This window comes from Pseudomonas sp. X4 (genome assembly GCF_040784925.1).
Classification (GTDB): Bacteria; Pseudomonadota; Gammaproteobacteria; order Pseudomonadales; family Pseudomonadaceae; genus Aquipseudomonas; species Aquipseudomonas putida_Z.
This window is the reverse complement of the sequence record NZ_CP160798.1, coordinates 2,912,501-2,932,714: the sequence shown is the minus strand read 5'-3', so window position 1 is coordinate 2,932,714 and position 20,214 is coordinate 2,912,501. Positions and strand designations below refer to the sequence as shown.

14 protein-coding genes, 4 tRNA genes and 2 rRNA genes (1 of these 20 running past the window's edge) are annotated in these 20,214 nt (G+C 57.6%); all 20 read right to left on the bottom strand.

The window, feature by feature from the left end:
* Positions 1 to 16: 16 nt before the first annotated feature.
* Positions 17 to 487, bottom strand: a complete 471-nt coding sequence (gene rpsG, locus ABX298_RS12935; RefSeq protein WP_003246741.1) for a 30S ribosomal protein S7 — start codon at positions 485 to 487, stop codon at positions 17 to 19.
* 106 nt (positions 488 to 593) lie between these two features.
* Positions 594 to 965, bottom strand: a complete 372-nt coding sequence (rpsL, locus tag ABX298_RS12930) for a 30S ribosomal protein S12 (RefSeq protein ID WP_003255492.1) — start codon at positions 963 to 965, stop codon at positions 594 to 596.
* 211 nt (positions 966 to 1,176) lie between these two features.
* Positions 1,177 to 5,376, bottom strand: coding sequence for a DNA-directed RNA polymerase subunit beta' (gene rpoC / locus ABX298_RS12925; protein WP_075044428.1), 4,200 nt, complete (start codon positions 5,374 to 5,376; stop codon positions 1,177 to 1,179).
* A gap of 64 nt (positions 5,377 to 5,440) precedes the next feature.
* Entirely contained in the window at positions 5,441 to 9,514 is a 4,074-nt protein-coding gene (rpoB, locus tag ABX298_RS12920) for a DNA-directed RNA polymerase subunit beta (RefSeq protein WP_013970631.1), read from the bottom strand.
* A gap of 220 nt (positions 9,515 to 9,734) precedes the next feature.
* A complete protein-coding gene (rplL, locus tag ABX298_RS12915; RefSeq protein ID WP_013970630.1) occupies positions 9,735 to 10,106 on the bottom strand; it encodes a 50S ribosomal protein L7/L12 in 372 nt (123 codons plus the stop codon).
* A 78-nt stretch (positions 10,107 to 10,184) separates the two neighbouring features.
* Positions 10,185 to 10,685: a 50S ribosomal protein L10 gene (rplJ, locus tag ABX298_RS12910; RefSeq protein ID WP_003257082.1), complete on the bottom strand. Its 501-nt coding sequence runs from the start codon at positions 10,683 to 10,685 to the stop codon at positions 10,185 to 10,187.
* A gap of 197 nt (positions 10,686 to 10,882) precedes the next feature.
* Positions 10,883 to 11,578, bottom strand: a complete 696-nt coding sequence (gene rplA, locus ABX298_RS12905; protein ID WP_013970629.1) for a 50S ribosomal protein L1 — start codon at positions 11,576 to 11,578, stop codon at positions 10,883 to 10,885.
* Complete coding sequence (gene rplK / locus ABX298_RS12900; RefSeq protein WP_003255500.1) at positions 11,578 to 12,009, bottom strand: 50S ribosomal protein L11; 432 nt, start codon at positions 12,007 to 12,009, stop codon at positions 11,578 to 11,580. The genes rplA and rplK overlap by 1 nt, the downstream gene beginning before the upstream one ends.
* A 119-nt stretch (positions 12,010 to 12,128) precedes the next feature.
* Complete coding sequence (gene nusG / locus ABX298_RS12895) at positions 12,129 to 12,662, bottom strand: transcription termination/antitermination protein NusG (protein WP_003255501.1); 534 nt, start codon at positions 12,660 to 12,662, stop codon at positions 12,129 to 12,131.
* A 9-nt stretch (positions 12,663 to 12,671) separates the two neighbouring features.
* Positions 12,672 to 13,040, bottom strand: coding sequence for a preprotein translocase subunit SecE (secE, locus tag ABX298_RS12890; protein ID WP_003257081.1), 369 nt, complete (start codon positions 13,038 to 13,040; stop codon positions 12,672 to 12,674).
* Positions 13,041 to 13,084: 44 nt separating this feature from the next.
* Positions 13,085 to 13,160: transfer RNA gene (locus ABX298_RS12885), tRNA-Trp, on the bottom strand.
* Positions 13,161 to 13,214: 54 nt separating this feature from the next.
* The gene (tuf, locus tag ABX298_RS12880; protein WP_013970626.1) at positions 13,215 to 14,408 is read right to left on the bottom strand and encodes an elongation factor Tu; all 1,194 of its coding nucleotides are present in this window, start codon (positions 14,406 to 14,408) and stop codon (positions 13,215 to 13,217) included.
* Between the two features lie 78 nt (positions 14,409 to 14,486).
* A tRNA-Thr gene (locus tag ABX298_RS12875) sits at positions 14,487 to 14,562 on the bottom strand.
* A 29-nt stretch (positions 14,563 to 14,591) separates the two neighbouring features.
* Positions 14,592 to 14,665, bottom strand: a tRNA-Gly gene (locus ABX298_RS12870).
* A 24-nt stretch (positions 14,666 to 14,689) separates the two neighbouring features.
* Positions 14,690 to 14,773 (bottom strand) — tRNA-Tyr (locus ABX298_RS12865).
* Between the two features lie 152 nt (positions 14,774 to 14,925).
* A complete protein-coding gene (locus ABX298_RS12860) occupies positions 14,926 to 15,351 on the bottom strand; it encodes a hypothetical protein (protein ID WP_025337487.1) in 426 nt (141 codons plus the stop codon).
* Between the two features lie 7 nt (positions 15,352 to 15,358).
* Complete coding sequence (locus ABX298_RS12855) at positions 15,359 to 16,108, bottom strand: pantothenate kinase (protein ID WP_367394460.1); 750 nt, start codon at positions 16,106 to 16,108, stop codon at positions 15,359 to 15,361.
* Positions 16,098 to 17,057, bottom strand: a complete 960-nt coding sequence (gene birA, locus ABX298_RS12850; protein ID WP_025337485.1) for a bifunctional biotin--[acetyl-CoA-carboxylase] ligase/biotin operon repressor BirA — start codon at positions 17,055 to 17,057, stop codon at positions 16,098 to 16,100. The genes ABX298_RS12855 and birA overlap by 11 nt, the downstream gene beginning before the upstream one ends.
* Positions 17,058 to 17,383: 326 nt before the next feature.
* Positions 17,384 to 17,499: ribosomal RNA gene (gene rrf / locus ABX298_RS12845) — 5S ribosomal RNA — on the bottom strand.
* A 137-nt stretch (positions 17,500 to 17,636) separates the two neighbouring features.
* A 23S ribosomal RNA gene (locus ABX298_RS12840) occupies positions 17,637 to 20,214 on the bottom strand (it continues 315 nt past the right edge of the window).

Below are 20,214 nucleotides of genomic sequence, written 5' to 3'. Positions count from 1 at the left end.
ATGATTGATGCTTGAATTAGAAGCGGTAGTGCGAGAACGCTTTGTTGGCCTCGGCCATACGGTGCACGTCTTCACGCTTCTTGACTGCAGCACCCTTGCCTTCAGCAGCATCCAGCAGCTCGCCGGCCAGGCGCAGAGCCATCGACTTCTCGCCGCGCTTGCGGGCGTAGTCTACGAGCCAGCGCATTGCCAGAGCGTTACGACGGGATGGACGAACTTCAACCGGAACCTGGTAAGTGGCACCGCCGACACGGCGGGACTTAACTTCGACCAGCGGAGCGATGGCGTCGAGAGCTTTCTCGAAGATTTCCAGGGGATCGCTGTTCTTGCGTGCTTTGACGGTATCCAGGGCACCGTAAACGATGCGCTCGGCTACGGCCTTCTTGCCGCTTTCCATCACGTGGTTCATGAACTTGGCGAGGATCTGGGATCCGTACTTCGGATCGTCAAGGATCTCACGTTTTGCTGCTACACGACGTCTTGGCATGATAAGCCCTCAAACGGTCTTCAGGTTAGCCCGGGACCAGGTCATTCGACCTACGCCCGACCTTACTCTTATCGACTCAAAAAAATGGATGTCTGCAAACGGCCGATTACTTCGGACGCTTGGTACCGTACTTCGAACGACCCTGGTTACGGCCTTTAACGCCCGAAGTATCCAGAGAGCCGCGAACGGTGTGGTAACGAACACCTGGCAAGTCTTTTACACGGCCGCCACGGATCAGGACGACGCTGTGCTCTTGCAGGTTGTGGCCTTCACCACCGATGTACGAGGAAACCTCGAAACCGTTGGTCAGACGCACACGGCATACTTTACGCAGTGCCGAGTTAGGTTTTTTCGGCGTGGTGGTGTACACGCGGGTGCACACGCCACGACGCTGCGGGCAGTTCTGCAGCGCAGGAACGTCGGACTTCTCGACCGAACGCTTACGCGGCTGACGTACCAGCTGGTTGATAGTTGCCATCTACTAGCTCCACTGATTGTCTTGCGACTCTATTGTCTTGCAAGAAAGCCAAAAATTGGCGAGACGGAGCCTCACCAAATTTAAGGGTACAAAAGTCTAAAGAGGATCTTGCACCCAGTCAAGACGAGGCCCCGGCCCTCCCCGCCCGATCATCGGCAACATTTCATGTCGCCACTGATCGCTCGGGGCTTGCCGGGGCCCTGCCCTGTACTTAGTTACCGCTGGAGTTCAGCGCTTCGGTCAGTGCGGCTTCCACCTCACTGGCGCTCACACGCAGCGGCTTGTCGGCATCACGGCGACGCTTACGCTCGCTGTGGTAGGCCAGACCAGTACCGGCCGGGATCAGACGACCCACGACCACGTTCTCTTTCAGGCCGCGCAGGTAGTCGCGCTTGCCGGTTACCGCCGCTTCGGTCAGTACGCGGGTGGTTTCCTGGAAGGAAGCCGCGGAGATGAACGACTCGGTCGACAGCGACGCCTTGGTGATACCCAGCAGCACGCGGGTGAACTTGGAGATGAACTTGTCCTCGGCGGCGAGACGCTCGTTCTCTACCAGTACCTGGGTCAGTTCCATCTGGTCGCCCTTGATGAAGCTGGAATCGCCCGACTCGGAGATCTCGACCTTGCGCAGCATCTGACGCAGGATGGTCTCGATGTGCTTGTCGTTGATCTTAACGCCTTGCAGACGATAAACGTCCTGGATCTCGTTGACGATGTACTTCGCCAGCGCGCTCACACCCAGCAGACGCAGGATGTCGTGCGGATCGCTCGGGCCGTCGGAGATAACTTCGCCGCGGTTTACCTGTTCGCCTTCGAAGACGTTCAGGTGGCGCCACTTCGGAATCAGCTCTTCGTACGGATCGCTACCGTCGGTCGGGGTGATGACCAGACGACGCTTGCCTTTGGTCTCCTTGCCGAACGCGATGGTGCCGCTGACTTCAGCCAGAATCGAGGCCTCTTTCGGACGGCGCGCTTCGAACAGGTCGGCAACACGCGGCAGACCACCGGTGATGTCACGGGTCTTCGACGTTTCTTGCGGGATACGCGCGATAACGTCACCAACGCCGATCTGAGCACCGTCAGCCACGCCGACGAGGGCGTTAGCCGGCAGGAAGTACTGGGCAGGTACGTCAGTACCTGGCAGGTACAGGTCCTTGCCAGCGGCGTCGACCATCTTGATTGCCGGACGGATTTCCTTGCCTGCGGCAGGGCGATCCTTGACGTCCAGTACTTCAATGTTGGTCAAGCCGGTCAGCTCATCGGTCTGACGCTTGATGGTGATGTTTTCTTCCATGCCCACGAAGGTCACGGTACCTTTCAGCTCGGTAACGATCGGGTGGGTGTGCGGGTCCCACTTGGCGACGATGGCGCCAGCTTCGACCTTGTCACCTTCCTTGACCGAAATCACCGCACCGTAAGGCAGCTTGTAACGCTCACGCTCACGGCCAAATTCGTCGGCGATGGCCAACTCACCCGAACGCGATACGGCAACCAGGTTGCCATCGGCACGCTCAACCTGCTTGAGGTTGTGCAGACGCACCATACCGCCGTTCTTCACCTGGACGCTGTCGGCAGCCGAAGTACGGCTTGCAGCACCACCGATGTGGAACGTACGCATGGTCAGCTGGGTACCCGGCTCACCGATCGACTGGGCGGCGATAACGCCGACAGCTTCACCGATGTTCACCTGGTGACCGCGAGCCAGGTCACGGCCGTAGCACTTGGCGCAAATGCCGTAGCGGGTTTCGCAGTTGATCGGCGAACGCACGATCACTTCGTCGATGCTGTTCAGCTCGATGAACTCGACCCACTTCTCGTCGACCAGGGTACCGGCCGGAACGATGACGTCCTCGGTGCCTGGCTTGAACACGTCACGGGCGATAACACGACCCAGTACACGCTCACCCAGCGGCTCTACAACGTCGCCGCCTTCGATGTGCGGAGTCATCAGCAGACCCTGATCGGTACCGCAGTCGATCTCGGTAACCACCAGATCCTGGGCAACGTCCACCAGACGACGAGTCAGGTAACCGGAGTTCGCAGTCTTCAGTGCGGTATCCGCCAGACCCTTACGAGCACCGTGGGTCGAAATGAAGTACTGCAGAACGCTCAGACCTTCACGGAAGTTCGCAGTGATCGGCGTCTCGATGATGGAGCCGTCCGGCTTGGCCATCAGGCCACGCATACCGGCCAGCTGACGGATCTGGGCTGCGGAACCCCGCGCACCGGAGTCAGCCATCATGTACATCGAGTTGAAGGACTCTTGCTCGACTTCCTTGCCTTCGCGGTCAATGACCTTCTCTTTCGAGAGGTTGGCCATCATCGCCTTGGACACTTCGTCGTTCGCCTTCGACCACAAGTCGATGACCTTGTTGTACTTCTCGCCCTGGGTTACCAGGCCGGAGGCGTACTGGCTCTCGATTTCCTTCACTTCGTCGGTAGCGGTACCGATGATGCGAGCTTTCTCGTCCGGGATAACGAAGTCGTTAACACCGATCGAAACGCCGGAAATGGTCGAGTAAGCGAAACCGGTGTACATCAGCTGGTCAGCGAAGATCACGGTCTCTTTCAGACCAACCACGCGGTAGCACTGGTTGATCAGCTTGGAGATCGCCTTCTTCTTCATCGGCTGGTTGACCACGTCGTACGGCAGGCCTGCCGGTACAACCTGGAACAGCAGCGCACGGCCGACGGTGGTGTCGACGATGCGGGTGTTCTTGACCACGGAACCATCACGCTCTTTCACGGTTTCGTTGATACGAACCTTGATTTTCGCGTGCAGGGCAGCCTCGCCGGCGCGGAATACGCGGTCGACTTCCTGCAGGTCGGCGAACACGCGACCTTCGCCCTTGGCGTTGATGGCCTCACGGGTCATGTAGTACAGACCCAGTACCACGTCCTGCGACGGGACGATGATTGGCTCACCGTTGGCTGGCGACAGGATGTTGTTGGTCGACATCATCAGCGCGCGCGCTTCGAGCTGGGCTTCCAGGGTCAGCGGCACGTGAACGGCCATCTGGTCACCGTCGAAGTCGGCGTTGTACGCGGCACAGACCAGCGGGTGCAGCTGGATAGCCTTACCTTCGATCAGAACCGGTTCAAATGCCTGGATACCCAGACGGTGCAGGGTCGGCGCACGGTTGAGCAGCACGGGGTGTTCGCGGATCACCTCGGCGAGCACATCCCACACCTCTGGCAGCTCGCGCTCGACCATCTTCTTGGCAGCCTTGATGGTGGTCGCCAGACCACGCATTTCCAGCTTGCCGAAAATGAACGGCTTGAACAGCTCGAGGGCCATCTTCTTCGGCAGACCGCACTGGTGCAGACGCAGGGTCGGGCCTACGGTAATTACCGAACGGCCAGAGTAGTCCACACGCTTACCGAGCAGGTTCTGACGGAAGCGACCTTGCTTACCTTTGATCATGTCGGCCAGGGACTTCAGCGGACGCTTGTTCGAGCCAGTGATGGCGCGACCGCGACGGCCGTTGTCCAGCAGGGCGTCGACCGCTTCCTGCAGCATGCGCTTTTCGTTGCGCACGATGATGTCCGGCGCCGACAGATCCAGCAGGCGCTTCAGACGGTTGTTACGGTTGATCACCCGACGATACAGGTCGTTCAGGTCGGAGGTCGCGAAGCGGCCGCCATCCAGCGGTACCAGCGGACGCAGGTCCGGCGGCAGCACTGGCAGGACGGTCAGGACCATCCACTCAGGCAGGTTGCCCGAACCCTGGAACGCTTCCATCAGCTTCAGGCGCTTGGACAGCTTCTTGATCTTGGTTTCCGAGTTGGTCTGCGGAATCTCTTCGCGCAGGCGACCGATCTCGTGCTCCAGGTCGATAGCGTGCAGCAGCTCGCGGACAGCCTCGGCACCCATGCGGGCGTCGAAGTCATCACCGAACTCTTCCAGCGCTTCGAAGTACTGCTCGTCGTTCAGCAGCTGGCCTTTTTCCAGGGTGGTCATGCCCGGGTCGATAACGACGTAGCTCTCGAAGTAGAGCACGCGTTCGATGTCACGCAGGGTCATGTCCATCAGCAGGCCGATACGGGACGGCAGCGACTTCAGGAACCAGATGTGGGCAACCGGCGAGGCCAGTTCGATGTGCGCCATGCGCTCACGACGAACTTTTGCCAGGGCAACTTCAACGCCGCACTTCTCGCAGATCACGCCGCGGTGCTTGAGGCGCTTGTACTTGCCGCACAGGCACTCGTAGTCCTTGACTGGGCCAAAGATCTTGGCGCAGAACAGGCCGTCACGCTCAGGCTTGAACGTACGGTAGTTGATGGTTTCCGGCTTCTTAACTTCACCGAACGACCACGAACGGATCATTTCAGGCGACGCCAGACCGATGCGGATGGCGTCGAACTCTTCGACTTGACCCTGGTTTTTCAGCAAATTCAGTAGGTCTTTCAAGGCCTTTCCTCCTGGCGGAGCAGGGAGCGGGCATTACCTGCCCCACTCCCCTTCGCGTCACGTGTTATTCGGTTTCCAGATCGATATCGATACCGAGCGAACGGATCTCTTTGATCAACACGTTGAAGGACTCGGGCATGCCCGGCTCCATACGGTGATCGCCATCCACGATGTTCTTGTACATCTTGGTACGGCCGTTCACGTCGTCCGACTTCACTGTGAGCATTTCTTGCAGGGTGTATGCCGCGCCGTATGCTTCCAGCGCCCACACTTCCATCTCCCCGAAACGCTGACCACCGAACTGCGCCTTACCACCCAGCGGCTGCTGGGTAACCAGGCTGTAGGAACCAGTGGAACGCGCGTGCATCTTGTCGTCCACCAAGTGGTTCAGCTTGAGCATGTACATGTAACCAACGGTCACAGGACGCTCGAACTTGTTGCCGGTACGGCCATCGAACAGCACCATCTGGCCGCTCTCTGGCAGGTCGGCCAGCTTCAGCATGGCCTTGATCTCGCGCTCCTTGGCACCGTCGAAGACCGGGGTAGCCATTGGCACGCCCTTCTTCAGGTTGTGGGCCAGGGCCAGGATCTCTTCGTCGGTGAACTCGTCCAGGTTTTCCTGACGACCGCCGATCTCGTTGTAGACCTCGGTCAGGAACACGCGCAGTTCAGCGGCCTTGCGCTGCTCTTCGATCATGCGGTCGATCTTCTCGCCCAGACCCTTGGCCGCCAGGCCCAGGTGGGTTTCGAGGATCTGACCGACGTTCATACGCGAAGGCACACCCAGCGGGTTCAGTACGACATCGACCGGAGTACCGTTGGCGTCGTGCGGCATGTCTTCGACCGGCATGATTACCGAGACGACACCCTTGTTACCGTGACGACCGGCCATCTTGTCACCCGGTTGGATGCGACGGCGGATTGCCAGGTAAACCTTGACGATCTTCAGTACGCCCGGTGCCAGGTCATCACCCTGCTGCAGCTTGCGCTTCTTGTCTTCGAACTTGTCGTCCAGCAGACGGCGACGATCGACGATGTACTGCTGAGCCTTTTCCAGCTGCTCGTTCAGTGCATCTTCGGCCATGCGCAGTTTGAACCACTGGCCATGCTCCAGACCGTCCAGTACTTCGTCAGTGATCACGGTGCCTTTCTTCAGGCCCGCGCCACCGTCGACCACCTGGCCGTTCAGGGCAGAACGCAGACGCTCGAAGGTTGCACCTTCGACGATGCGGAACTCTTCGTTGAGGTCCTTGCGGATCTCGTCCAGCTGCATCTTCTCGATGGCCAGGGCGCGACTGTCGCGCTCGACGCCATCACGGGTGAAGACCTGTACGTCGATGACGGTACCCTTGGTGCCGGTTGGCACGCGCAGGGAGGTATCCTTAACGTCGCTGGCCTTCTCACCGAAGATTGCGCGCAGCAGTTTTTCTTCCGGAGTCAGCTGGGTTTCGCCTTTTGGCGTTACCTTGCCGACCAGGATGTCGCCAGCGCCGACTTCGGCACCCACGTAGACGATACCGGCTTCGTCCAGCTTGTTCAGTGCGGCTTCACCCACGTTCGGGATGTCCGCAGTGATTTCCTCTGGGCCAAGCTTGGTGTCACGCGCCACACAGGTCAGTTCCTGGATGTGGATGGTGGTGAAGCGGTCTTCCTGAACCACACGCTCGGACAGGCAGATGGAGTCTTCGAAGTTGAAGCCGTTCCACGCCATGAACGCGATGCGCATGTTCTGACCCAGTGCCAGTTCACCCATGTCGGTGGACGGGCCATCGGCCATGATGTCGCCACGCTGAACCTTGTCACCTTTGCTCACCAGCGGACGCTGGTTGATGCAGGTGTTCTGGTTCGAACGGGTGTACTTGGTCAGGTTGTAGATATCCACACCTGCTTCGCCGGTTTCAACTTCGTCGTCAGCAACGCGAACAACGATACGGCTAGCGTCGACCGAGTCGATCACGCCACCGCGGCGAGCAACCACGCAGACACCGGAGTCACGGGCAACGTTGCGCTCCATGCCGGTACCTACCAGCGGCTTGTCGGCGCGCAGGGTCGGTACAGCCTGACGCTGCATGTTCGAACCCATCAATGCACGGTTGGCGTCGTCGTGCTCGAGGAACGGAATCAGCGACGCAGCGACGGAAACAACCTGCTTCGGCGAAACGTCCATCAGGGTGACGTCTTCCGGCGCCTTGACGGTGAATTCGTTCAGGTGACGAACAGCTACCAGCTCATCGATCAGCTGCTTCTTCTCGTTCATCGCGGCCGAAGCCTGGGCGATGACGTGATCCGCTTCTTCAATGGCCGACAGGAACACGATGTCGTCGCTGACCACGCCTTCCTTCACCACGCGGTACGGGCTTTCCAGGAAGCCGTACTGGTTGGTGCGGGCATAGGCAGCCAGGGAGTTGATCAGACCGATGTTCGGACCTTCAGGGGTCTCGATCGGGCACACACGGCCGTAGTGGGTCGGGTGTACGTCACGGACTTCGAAGCCGGCACGCTCACGGGTCAGACCACCTGGGCCGAGTGCGGAGACGCGGCGCTTGTGGGTAATCTCGGAGAGCGGGTTGTTCTGGTCCATGAACTGGGACAGCTGGCTGGAGCCGAAGAACTCTTTCACCGCCGCCGCAACCGGCTTGGCGTTGATCAGGTCTTGCGGCATCAGGCCTTCGCTTTCCGCCATCGACAGGCGTTCCTTGACCGCGCGCTCGACACGCACCAGGCCAACGCGGAACTGGTTCTCGGCCATCTCGCCGACGCAACGTACGCGACGGTTACCCAGGTGGTCGATGTCGTCGACGATGCCTTTGCCGTTACGGATGTCGACCAGGGTCTTCAGAACCTCGACGATATCTTCCTTGCTCAGCACGCCCGAACCTTCGATCTCGGTACGACCGATACGACGGTTGAACTTCATGCGGCCAACGGCGGACAGGTCGTAACGCTCGGCGCTGAAGAACAGGTTGTTGAACAGGGTCTCGGCAGCATCCTTGGTTGGCGGCTCGCCAGGACGCATCATGCGGTAGATCTCGACCAGGGCCTCCAGCTGGTTGCTGGTGGTGTCGATCTTCAGGGTATCGGAGATGAACGGACCGCAATCGATGTCGTTGGTGTACAGGGTCTCGATACGGACAACCTGTGCCTTGGCGACCTTGATCAGCAGTTCGGTGGTCATCTCGGTGTTGCATTCGGCCAGGATCTCGCCGGTAGCCGGATGCACGATAGCCTTGGCGGTAGTGCGGCCCAGGACGTATTCCATAGGAACGTCCAGCTGCTTGACGCCGGCCTTCTCGAGCTGGTTGATGTGGCGCGCGGTAATACGGCGGCCCTGCTCGACGATGACTTTGCCGGTTTCGTCATGGATATCCATGACTGCAACCTCACCACGCAGACGCTGCGGTACCAGTTCCAGGCTGAGTTTCTCGCCGGAAATGTGGAACACGTTGGTGGTGTAGAAGGTGTTCAGCACTTCTTCAGTGCTGTAACCCAGGGCACGCAGCAGCACCGAGGCCGGCAGTTTGCGGCGACGGTCGATACGTACGAATACGCAGTCCTTCGGATCGAACTCGAAGTCCAGCCAGGAGCCACGGTAAGGGATGATGCGAGCGGAGTACAACAGCTTGCCGGAGCTGTGAGTCTTGCCACGGTCGTGGTCGAAGAACACACCAGGCGAACGGTGCAGCTGGGAAACGATCACACGCTCGGTACCGTTGATAACGAAGGTACCGTTCTCAGTCATCAGGGGGATTTCACCCATGTAGACTTCTTGCTCTTTGATGTCCTTGATCGCTTTGTTCGACGATTCCTTGTCGAAGATGATCAGGCGCACCTTGACCCGCAGTGGGACCGCGAAGGTCACGCCACGCAGGACACATTCCTTCACATCGAAGGCGGGTTCGCCCAGGCGATAGCCTACGTACTCCAGGGCAGCATTGCCGGAGTAGCTGATGATCGGGAATACCGATTTGAAGGCCGCGTGCAGGCCGACGTCGCGGAACTGATCCTTGGATGCTCCCGCTTGCAGGAATTCGCGATACGAATCCAGCTGGATGGCCAGGAGGTAAGGCACATCCATGACGTCCGGCAACTTGCTAAAGTCCTTGCGGATACGTTTTTTCTCAGTGTATGAGTAAGCCATCAGCGTTCCCCAGCTTGGTCACCTGCTTGTTTGGCTTCTCCCGGCGGGAGCAGCCAGAAAATCGTGCAAACCCCTTGGTTTGCGCCACCCACATGGGTGTCTTGCAGCTTGTTATCGGGGCCGGCCTGACCGGCCACCAATAACGGAAAAAGGCCGGTGGCATAAGCCACCAGCCATCAGCCCTTCGCTCAACGCTCGGACTGGAGTCGCAAGGTCGAGATTACTTCAGCTCGACTTTAGCGCCAGCTTCTTCCAGCTTCTTCTTCGCGTCTTCAGCGGCTTCTTTCGAAACGCCTTCAGCGATAACCTGAGGAGCGCCGTCGACTTTCTCTTTGGCTTCTTTCAGGCCCAGACCGGTCAGTTCACGAACGGCCTTGATCACGTTTACTTTCTTGTCGCCAGCTTCGGTCAGAACGACGTTGAACTCGGTCTGTTCTTCAACAGCGGCAGCAGCGCCAGCGGCTGGGCCAGCGGCAACAGCGGCAGCAGCGGTAACGCCGAAGGTTTCTTCCATCGCTTTGATCAGTTCAACAATTTCCAGAACAGTTTTCTGGCCGATTGCTTCGATGATTTGCTCGTTAGTCAGAGACATGACTTCAATCCTGTATTGGGGTGACAGCCTACGCAGCCATCAAATTAAACGTATGATTTTGAAAGAGTTGCGCGTGCCTTAGGCAGCAGCAGCTTCTTTCTGGTCGCGCAGAGCTGCCAGGGTACGAGCCAGCTTGCTGGTTGCACCTTGGATTACGCTCATCAGCTGTGCGATAGCCTCGTCGCGAGTTGGCAGGGTTGCCAGCACGTCGATCTGGTTAGCGGCAAGGAACTTGCCGTCAAACGCAGCTGCCTTGATCTCGAACTTGTCCTGACCCTTGGCGAACTCTTTGAACAGACGAGCAGCAGCGCCCGGGTGTTCGTTGGAGAAAGCAATCAGGGTCGGGCCTTTGAACGCGTCGTTGAGGATCGAGAATTCGGTGCCTTCAACAGCGCGCTTCAGCAGGGTGTTACGTACGACACGTACGTAAACGCCAGCTTCGCGGGCCTCTTTACGGAGTCCGGTCATTGCGCCTACAGTCACACCACGGGCATCAGCCACGACAGCGGACAGAGCGACTTTGGCAGCCTCGTTGACTTCAGCGACGATGGCCTTCTTGTCTTCGAGTTTAATTGCCACGGGTTTACTCCTGGTTTTTACCGTTTCATCTGGCCGGAGCCGGATGTCGTTTTGGTGTCTGATTCGGTAACGAATCGGGAGCACCATCTGCGTGGGCTGGTGTTTTAAGGCTTGCGCCGCCTACGGTCTTGGATAGCCCCCGCCAGGCAGGGACCCCAATTTTTGCTGGTGGCGCGACAGGTCGCGCCACCATGTTCTTACACGTTCAGCGAGCTCTGATCGATGACCAGACCTGGGCCCATGGTGGTGCTCAGGGTAACGCGCTTGACGTAGATACCTTTCGAGGAAGCTGGCTTGATACGCTTCAGATCAGCGATCAGGGCTTCAACGTTTTCCTTCAGCTTGCCGGCTTCGAAGCCGACCTTGCCAACGGAGGTGTGGATGATACCGTTCTTGTCGGTACGGTAGCGAACCTGACCAGCCTTGGCGTTCTTGACGGCGCCGGCTACGTCTGGGGTCACGGTACCAACTTTCGGGTTAGGCATCAGGCCGCGAGGACCCAGAACCTGACCCAGCTGACCTACAACGCGCATGGCATCAGGCGATGCGATAACGACGTCATAGTTCAGGTCGCCGCCTTTCATTTCGGCAGCCAGATCGTCCATGCCTACGCGGTCAGCGCCGGCAGCCAGAGCGGCTTCAGCAGCTGGACCCTGGGTGAAGACAGCAACGCGAACGGTCTTGCCAGTGCCGTGCGGCAGCACGGTAGCGCTACGTACGACCTGGTCGGATTTACGCGGGTCAACACCGAGGTTAACGGCGATGTCGTAGGACTCTACGAACTTGGCAGCCGGCAGCGAAGCCAGCAGAGTGGCCGCTTCTTCGAAGTTGTAGGCCTTGCCTGCTTCGATTTTCTCGGCGATTGCCTTTTGGCGTTTGGTCAGCTTAGCCATTACACACCCTCCACGTTCAGGCCCATGCTGCGGGCAGAGCCAGCGATGGTGCGTACAGCAGCGTCCAGGTCAGCGGCAGTCAGATCAGCCTGTTTAGCTTTGGCGATGTCTTCCAGCTGAGCACGGGTAACGGTACCGACTTTAACGGTGTTCGGGCGAGCCGAACCACTGGTCAGGCCAGCAGCTTTCTTCAGCAGAACCGAGGCAGGGGTGCTCTTGGTCTCGAAGGTGAAGCTACGGTCGCTGTAGACAGTGATGATCACAGGAGTCGGCAGGCCGGCTTCTTGACCCTGGGTACGGGCGTTGAAGGCCTTGCAGAATTCCATGATGTTCACACCGTGTTGACCCAGTGCTGGACCAACGGGTGGGCTTGGGTTGGCCTGGCCGGCCTTAACTTGCAGCTTGATGTAAGCCTGAATCTTCTTAGCCATGAGCTACTCCAAAATCGGGTACGAACGCCTGTTGGCTCCCCGGATGACTTGCGTTTTATCCCAGTGACGACAAAACCCCGCAGCACACAGGGCTGCGGGGTATGGGATGCTTCGTCCGCCTAGACCTTTTCGACCTGGCTGAACTCGAGCTCCACCGGAGTAGAGCGACCGAAAATGAGCACCGCTACCTGCAGGCGACTCTTTTCGTAGTTAACCTCTTCGACACTACCATTGAAGTCAGCGAACGGACCGTCAATGACTCGAACCACTTCACCCGGCTCGAACAGCGTCTTCGGCTTCGGCTTGTCGCTACCGTCGGCAACGCGACGCAGGATAGCCTCTGCTTCTTTATCGGTGATCGGCGCAGGCTTGTCTGCGGTGCCACCAATAAAGCCCATCACACGAGGGGTGTCCTTGACCAAGTGCCAAGTCCCTTCGTTCATCTCCATCTGGACCAGTACATAGCCAGGGAAGAATTTACGCTCACTCTTGCGCTTCTGGCCGTTGCGCATTTCGACGACTTCTTCGGTCGGGACCAGGATCTCGCCGAAACCGTCTTCCATGCCAGCCAGCTTGACGCGCTCGATCAGGGAGCGCATTACATGCTTCTCGTAACCCGAGTAAGCATGCACAACATACCAACGCTTAGCCACGGGACACCTTTAGCCAACGATCAAGGAGACCGCCCAGCCGAGCAGGGAATCAAGACCCCACAGCAGCAGTGCCATAACCAGCACGACAGCCACGACAATCAGCGTGGTCTGGGTGGTTTCCTGGCGGGTCGGCCACACGACTTTACGAATCTCGGTACGAGCTTCCTTCGCCAGCGCAAAGAACGACTTGCCCTTCGCAGTCTGCAGAGCTACAAAGCCCGCGACAGCAGCCAGGACGAGAAGTGCGAGGACGCGATACAGGATCGGGGAGGCGGAGTAATACTGGTTACCCACTACACCGACAACCACCAAAGCCACTACAGCCAGCCACTTGAACAGATCAAAACGCGATTCTTGGGCTTCAGTTTTGGGAGTCATCGAGGAGGATCCTGTGAGAAGAAAGCCATCACACCGAGGTGAAATGGCAGGTCAGGAGGGAATCGAACCCCCAACCTACGGTTTTGGAGACCGTCGCTCTGCCAATTGAGCTACTGACCTGTAACGCTGTATCAGGCCGGCCATTATACCGGCCTGATCAAGTAAATCAACTACTTATTCAATAATTTTTGCTACGACGCCGGCGCCGACGGTACGACCGCCCTCACGGATAGCGAAGCGCAGACCGTCTTCCATTGCGATGGTCTTGATCAGGGTAACAGTCATCTGAATGTTGTCACCTGGCATTACCATTTCAACGCCTTCCGGCAGTTCGCAGTTACCGGTCACGTCAGTGGTACGGAAGTAGAACTGAGGACGGTAGCCTTTGAAGAACGGAGTGTGACGACCGCCTTCTTCCTTCGACAGAACGTAGACTTCTGCGGTGAACTTGGTGTGCGGCTTGACCGAACCTGGCTTGACCAGAACCTGGCCACGCTCAACGTCGTCACGCTTGGTACCACGCAGCAGAACGCCGCAGTTCTCGCCAGCACGGCCTTCGTCCAGCAGCTTGCGGAACATCTCAACACCGGTGCAGGTGGTGGTGGTGGTGTCACGCAGACCAACGATTTCCAGCGGATCCTGAACGCGGACGATACCACGCTCGATACGACCGGTAACAACGGTACCACGACCCGAGATCGAGAATACGTCTTCGATCGGCATCAGGAACGGCTGGTCAACGGCACGAACTGGCTCAGGGATGTAGGCATCCAGAGTTTCTACCAGCTTCTTGACAGCGGTAGTACCCATTTCGTTGTCGTCTTTGCCTTCCAGGGCCATACGAGCCGAACCGATGATGATCGGGGTGTCGTCGCCTGGGAAGTCGTAGGTGGACAGCAGGTCGCGAACTTCCATCTCGACCAGTTCCAGCAGCTCGGCGTCGTCTACCAGGTCAGCCTTGTTCAGGAAGACCACGATGTAAGGAACGCCTACCTGACGGGACAGCAGGATGTGCTCACGGGTTTGTGGCATCGGACCATCGGCGGCCGAGCAAACCAGGATCGCGCCGTCCATCTGGGCAGCACCGGTGATCATGTTCTTCACGTAGTCAGCGTGACCTGGGCAGTCAACGTGAGCGTAGTGACGAATGTTCGAGTTGTACTCGACGTGAGCGGTGTTGATGGTGATACCGCGCGCTTTTTCTTCCGGAGCCGAGTCGATCTTGTCGAACTCAACGACTGCCGAACCGAAAACTTCGGAGCAGACGCGAGTCAGAGCTGCGGTCAGAGTGGTCTTACCGTGGTCAACGTGGCCGATAGTGCCGACGTTAACGTGGGGAAGGGAACGATCAAACTTTTCCTTAGCCATCGATACAATCCTCCGCAGAAGAAATAGTCTTGCGCTGATAAAACAAAGGCAGATATTTTCATATCTGCCTTGTTTATATGGAGCTCTTGAGCGGACTTGAACCGCTGACCTCACCCTTACCAAGGGTGTGCTCTACCAACTGAGCTACAAGAGCGAAACACTTTGTGCAAAATCCAGCAAACTTGGAGCGGGTAGCGGGAATCGAACCCGCATCATCAGCTTGGAAGGCTGAGGTTCTACCACTAAACTATACCCGCGGAGCTTGCGGCTCTCGCTAAAACTGGTGGAGGGAGAAGGATTCGAACCTTCGAAGCTCTCGCAACGGATTTACAGTCCGTCCCCTTTGACCGCTCGGGAATCCCTCCAGATGTGGCCGGCATTCTATTTGTCTGCCGTCCTGGTGTCAAGCGTTTTTTCAAATTTTTTCAATCAAATCTGAAACTTAGCTGCTTTGACACCGCTTCCAGTTCTGCCACCTGAGTGGTGTTCCCTGTGAAGCGGGCGCCATTCTATCAAGCTATTCGCCAGTTGCAATACCCTGGCAGAAAATAATTTTGTGTTTTAAGTCTTTGAAATCGTTGGAAAGAGTCGCTAGCACGGTTTGGTCCAGCAAACGCTCGCTTTCCGGGGCAACCTTGAGCCAACGACCATCCGCCCCTGGCAGCTGCCCCACCACCGGCAGCGTGGCAATATCCAGGCTCAACAGGCGCTGACGCAGTGCATCGAGCTGGCCCTGCCCCATCACGCCACCGACCACCAGGCACTCATCCCGGCGCTTGGGTGGCGCCGACACCCCCGTTTCGCGCAACAGGCGGATTTCTTGCTGATTCCCCTTGTACAGCGACAGGGGCGCGACTTCCTTGACCTTCAGCGGGGCTTCCTGCTGGTGCCACACGTAATAGAAGACGTTGAGCACCAGTAACAGCAGAAACAACCAACGCATAGGCACCTCAATCCAATGGGCAGGCCATAGCCAGGCCTACGAAAACCAGGTCAGGCACGACACGCGCCTGGGGCACGGCCTCCCTAACCAGCGGCGCATCGCCACCTGTGAGGAACACCGTGAAATCCTCCCCCCACAACGCACGCGCCTGCTCGAGCTGGGTACGCGCAAAACCCTGGAGCATCAACACGCAACCGCGCTCGACCGCCTCGACCGTCGAGCGACCTGGCGCCAGGCTGGCCAATGCACGCTCGGCCGAGGCATCGTCATAACGGATACGTCGGGTGTGAGTACGCAACTGGCTACGCATCAATGGCATACCCGGGCAGATGTAGCCCCCCAGGTGCTCACCGTCCGCCGCAACGAAATCCGCTTTGGCAGCGGTGCCCAGATCGATGACCAGGCAAGCGCCCTTGGCCAGGTGAAATGCTCCGAGCGCCGCCAACCAACGGTCCATGCCCAGGCGCTGGTAGTCGTCATAGCCATTGCGCACACCCGCCATTTCCTGAGCCGGGTGCGCCACGCGCGCTTGCACGGCAAATGCCTGGGCAATCAACGCGCAAAGCGCATCGGTTTCTTCCTCACTGCGCACACTGACAATGCGGCAGCCGGTCAGACGCACCGAAGCCAGTGCAGCCACTTCGGCCACCAGCGCCCGATCGGAGTCGACGATACCGCCGCTTTCAATCGCTGCATCAGCGACGTGGATTACCCGCCACTTGATGAAGCTGTTACCGCAATCGAGCTCAAGAATCATCACGCAACCTCAAACTGAGCTCACCACCACTGAAGCTCTTTTCCACCCCGTCCACCTCAAGGCGCAAGCCGCCCTGCCCGTCGACGCCAAGAACCACGCCATCAATACGCGTGCTACCGGCAACCAGAGAAACATTGCGCCCCTGCCAGAGGTGCGCCTGCTCCCATTCTTCCTGGAATGCGGCAAACCCGTAGCGACGATGCCGTGCCAATTCGTGCTGCAATTGCTGACTGAGCAACGCTACCAGCCGGTTACGGTCGACTGCCGCCCCTACTTCGCGGCGCATCGAGGTCCACACCTGGTCGACCTGATCGTTGACCTGCATGTTCACATTGATGCCGATACCCAGCACCACATGACAGACATCTGCCGGGTCACCCACCAACTCCAGGAGGATACCGGTGATCTTCTGCCCGCGAACGAGGACATCGTTGGGCCATTTGAGCCCCACATCCTTAACCCCAAACGCCTGCAGGGTACGCATTACCGCCAACCCCACCACCAGGCTCAAGCCCTCGAGCTGGCGCATGCCACCATCCACACGGAGTACCAGGCTGTAATAGAGGTTTTCGGCAAACGGACTGACCCACTGCCGACCGCGACGACCACGGCCGGCGCTCTGGCGCTCGGCCAGGACCAGGAATGGAGCGTTCTGCCCTTCCCCGGCGAGCCGCAGGCCTTCGGCATTTGTCGAGTCGATGGTTTCGTGGATGAAAACGGGCCACTGCTCGCCTTCGGCAAACCCGGCAATCGCTTGTGCATCGAGCAAAGCCAGTGGCGCCGCCAACTGATAGCCGCGCCCACGAACCTTGTGAATGGTGAGGTTCAGTTCGCTCTCCAGATGCTGCAGCTGCTTCCAAACGGCGCTGCGACTTACCCCGAGGGCCGACCCCAGAGCTTCTCCGGAATGGAACCGACCATCCTTGAGGAGATTCAACAACTTCAGCATGCCAGTCTCGACTTGGAATAAGGCAGGCATGATAGCTATGGGCTGTTGGCTTGCATAGGAAAAGGGCTGCCGGCGGCGGCGAACGGCCGCTCCCACAGGGATCGCACAAGCCTGTAAGAATGCCATCAGGCTGACATGATCGGTGTGGGAGCGGGCAAGTCGAAGCGTCGAACCGCCGCGAAACAGGCGACGCGGTGAATGGCACCGGCTTTGCCGGTGTTCGCGGGCGCGCCCGCTCCCACAGGGGCTGCGTATGCCCGGGAATTTTTGCACCACAAAGACAAAACCCCTACCTGCATGCGCAGATAGGGGTTTTGCGAAATGAATCTTGACGATGACCTACTCTCACATGGGGAAACCCCACACTACCATCGGCGATGCATCGTTTCACTGCTGAGTTCGGGATGGGATCAGGTGGTTCCAATGCTCTATGGTCGTCAAGAAATTCTGTTGCCAGAATGTCCAGATGGACAGCCCAGCGAATTCGGATATGCGATATTTGTGATGTTGCGAACTTTCGGTTCTTTCGTCTTCACCACCACAATTTGGCTTCTTACGCGCAAATTGCTTGGGTGTTATATGGTCAAGCCTCACGGGCAATTAGTATTGGTTAGCTCAACGCCTCACAGCGCTTACACACCCAACCTATCAACGTCGTAGTCTTCGACGGCCCTTTAGGGGATTCAAGATCCCAGTGAGATCTCATCTTGAGGCAAGTTTCCCGCTTAGATGCTTTCAGCGGTTATCTCTTCCGAACATAGCTACCCGGCAATGCCACTGGCGTGACAACCGGAACACCAGAGGTTCGTCCACTCCGGTCCTCTCGTACTAGGAGCAGCCCCTCTCAAATCTCAAACGTCCACGGCAGATAGGGACCGAACTGTCTCACGACGTTCTAAACCCAGCTCGCGTACCACTTTAAATGGCGAACAGCCATACCCTTGGGACCGGCTTCAGCCCCAGGATGTGATGAGCCGACATCGAGGTGCCAAACACCGCCGTCGATATGAACTCTTGGGCGGTATCAGCCTGTTATCCCCGGAGTACCTTTTATCCGTTGAGCGATGGCCCTTCCATACAGAACCACCGGATCACTAAGACCTACTTTCGTACCTGCTCGACGTGTTTGTCTCGCAGTCAAGCGCGCTTTTGCCTTTATACTCTACGACCGATTTCCGACCGGTCTGAGCGCACCTTCGTACTCCTCCGTTACTCTTTGGGAGGAGACCGCCCCAGTCAAACTACCCACCATACACTGTCCTCGATCCGGATAACGGACCTGAGTTAGAACCTCAAAGTTGCCAGGGTGGTATTTCAAGGATGGCTCCATGAGAACTGGCGTCCCCACTTCAAAGCCTCCCACCTATCCTACACAAGCAAATTCAAAGTCCAGTGCAAAGCTATAGTAAAGGTTCACGGGGTCTTTCCGTCTAGCCGCGGATACACTGCATCTTCACAGCGATTTCAATTTCACTGAGTCTCGGGTGGAGACAGCGCCGCCATCGTTACGCCATTCGTGCAGGTCGGAACTTACCCGACAAGGAATTTCGCTACCTTAGGACCGTTATAGTTACGGCCGCCGTTTACCGGGGCTTCGATCAAGAGCTTCGCTTGCGCTAACCCCATCAATTAACCTTCCGGCACCGGGCAGGCGTCACACCCTATACGTCCACTTTCGTGTTTGCAGAGTGCTGTGTTTTTAATAAACAGTCGCAGCGGCCTGGTATCTTCGACCGGCATGGGCTTACGGAGCAAGTCCTTCACCCTCGCCGGCGCACCTTCTCCCGAAGTTACGGTGCCATTTTGCCTAGTTCCTTCACCCGAGTTCTCTCAAGCGCCTTGGTATTCTCTACCTAACCACCTGTGTCGGTTTGGGGTACGGTTCCCAGTTATCTGAAGCTTAGGAGCTTTTCTTGGAAGCATGGTATCAACCACTTCGTCGCCTAGAGGCAACTCGTCATCAGCTCTCGGCCTTGAAATCCCGGATTTGCCTAAGATTTCAGCCTACCACCTTAAACCTGGACAACCAACGCCAGGCTGGCCTAACCTTCTCCGTCCCTCCATCGCAATAACTGGAAGTACAGGAATATTAACCTGTTTTCCATCGACTACGCTTTTCAGCCTCGCCTTAGGGACCGACTAACCCTGCGTCGATTAACGTTGCGCAGGAAACCTTGGTCTTTCGGCGTGCGAGTTTTTCACTCGCATTGTCGTTACTCATGTCAGCATTCGCACTTCTGATACCTCCAGCAAGCTTCTCAACTCACCTTCACAGGCTTACAGAACGCTCCTCTACCGCGTCATCGTAAGATGACACCCGTAGCTTCGGTGCATGGTTTGAGCCCCGTTACATCTTCCGCGCAGGCCGACTCGACTAGTGAGCTATTACGCTTTCTTTAAAGGGTGGCTGCTTCTAAGCCAACCTCCTAGCTGTCTAAGCCTTCCCACATCGTTTCCCACTTAACCATGACTTTGGGACCTTAGCTGACGGTCTGGGTTGTTTCCCTTTTCACGACGGACGTTAGCACCCGCCGTGTGTCTCCCATGCTCGGCACTTCCAGGTATTCGGAGTTTGCATCGGTTTGGTAAGTCGGGATGACCCCCTAGCCGAAACAGTGCTCTACCCCCTGGAGTGATACATGAGGCGCTACCTAAATAGCTTTCGAGGAGAACCAGCTATCTCCGAGCTTGATTAGCCTTTCACTCCGATCCACAGGTCATCCGCTAACTTTTCAACGGTAGTCGGTTCGGTCCTCCAGTCAGTGTTACCTAACCTTCAACCTGCCCATGGATAGATCGCCCGGTTTCGGGTCTATACCCAGCGACTAAACGCCCTATTAAGACTCGCTTTCGCTACGCCTCCCCTATTCGGTTAAGCTCGCCACTGAATATAAGTCGCTGACCCATTATACAAAAGGTACGCAGTCACCTAACAAAGTAGGCTCCCACTGCTTGTACGCATACGGTTTCAGGTTCTATTTCACTCCCCTCTCCGGGGTTCTTTTCGCCTTTCCCTCACGGTACTGGTTCACTATCGGTCAGTCAGTAGTATTTAGCCTTGGAGGATGGTCCCCCCATGTTCAGACAAAGTTTCTCGTGCTCCGTCCTACTCGATTTCATTGACAAGAGATTTTCGTGTACGGGGCTATCACCCACT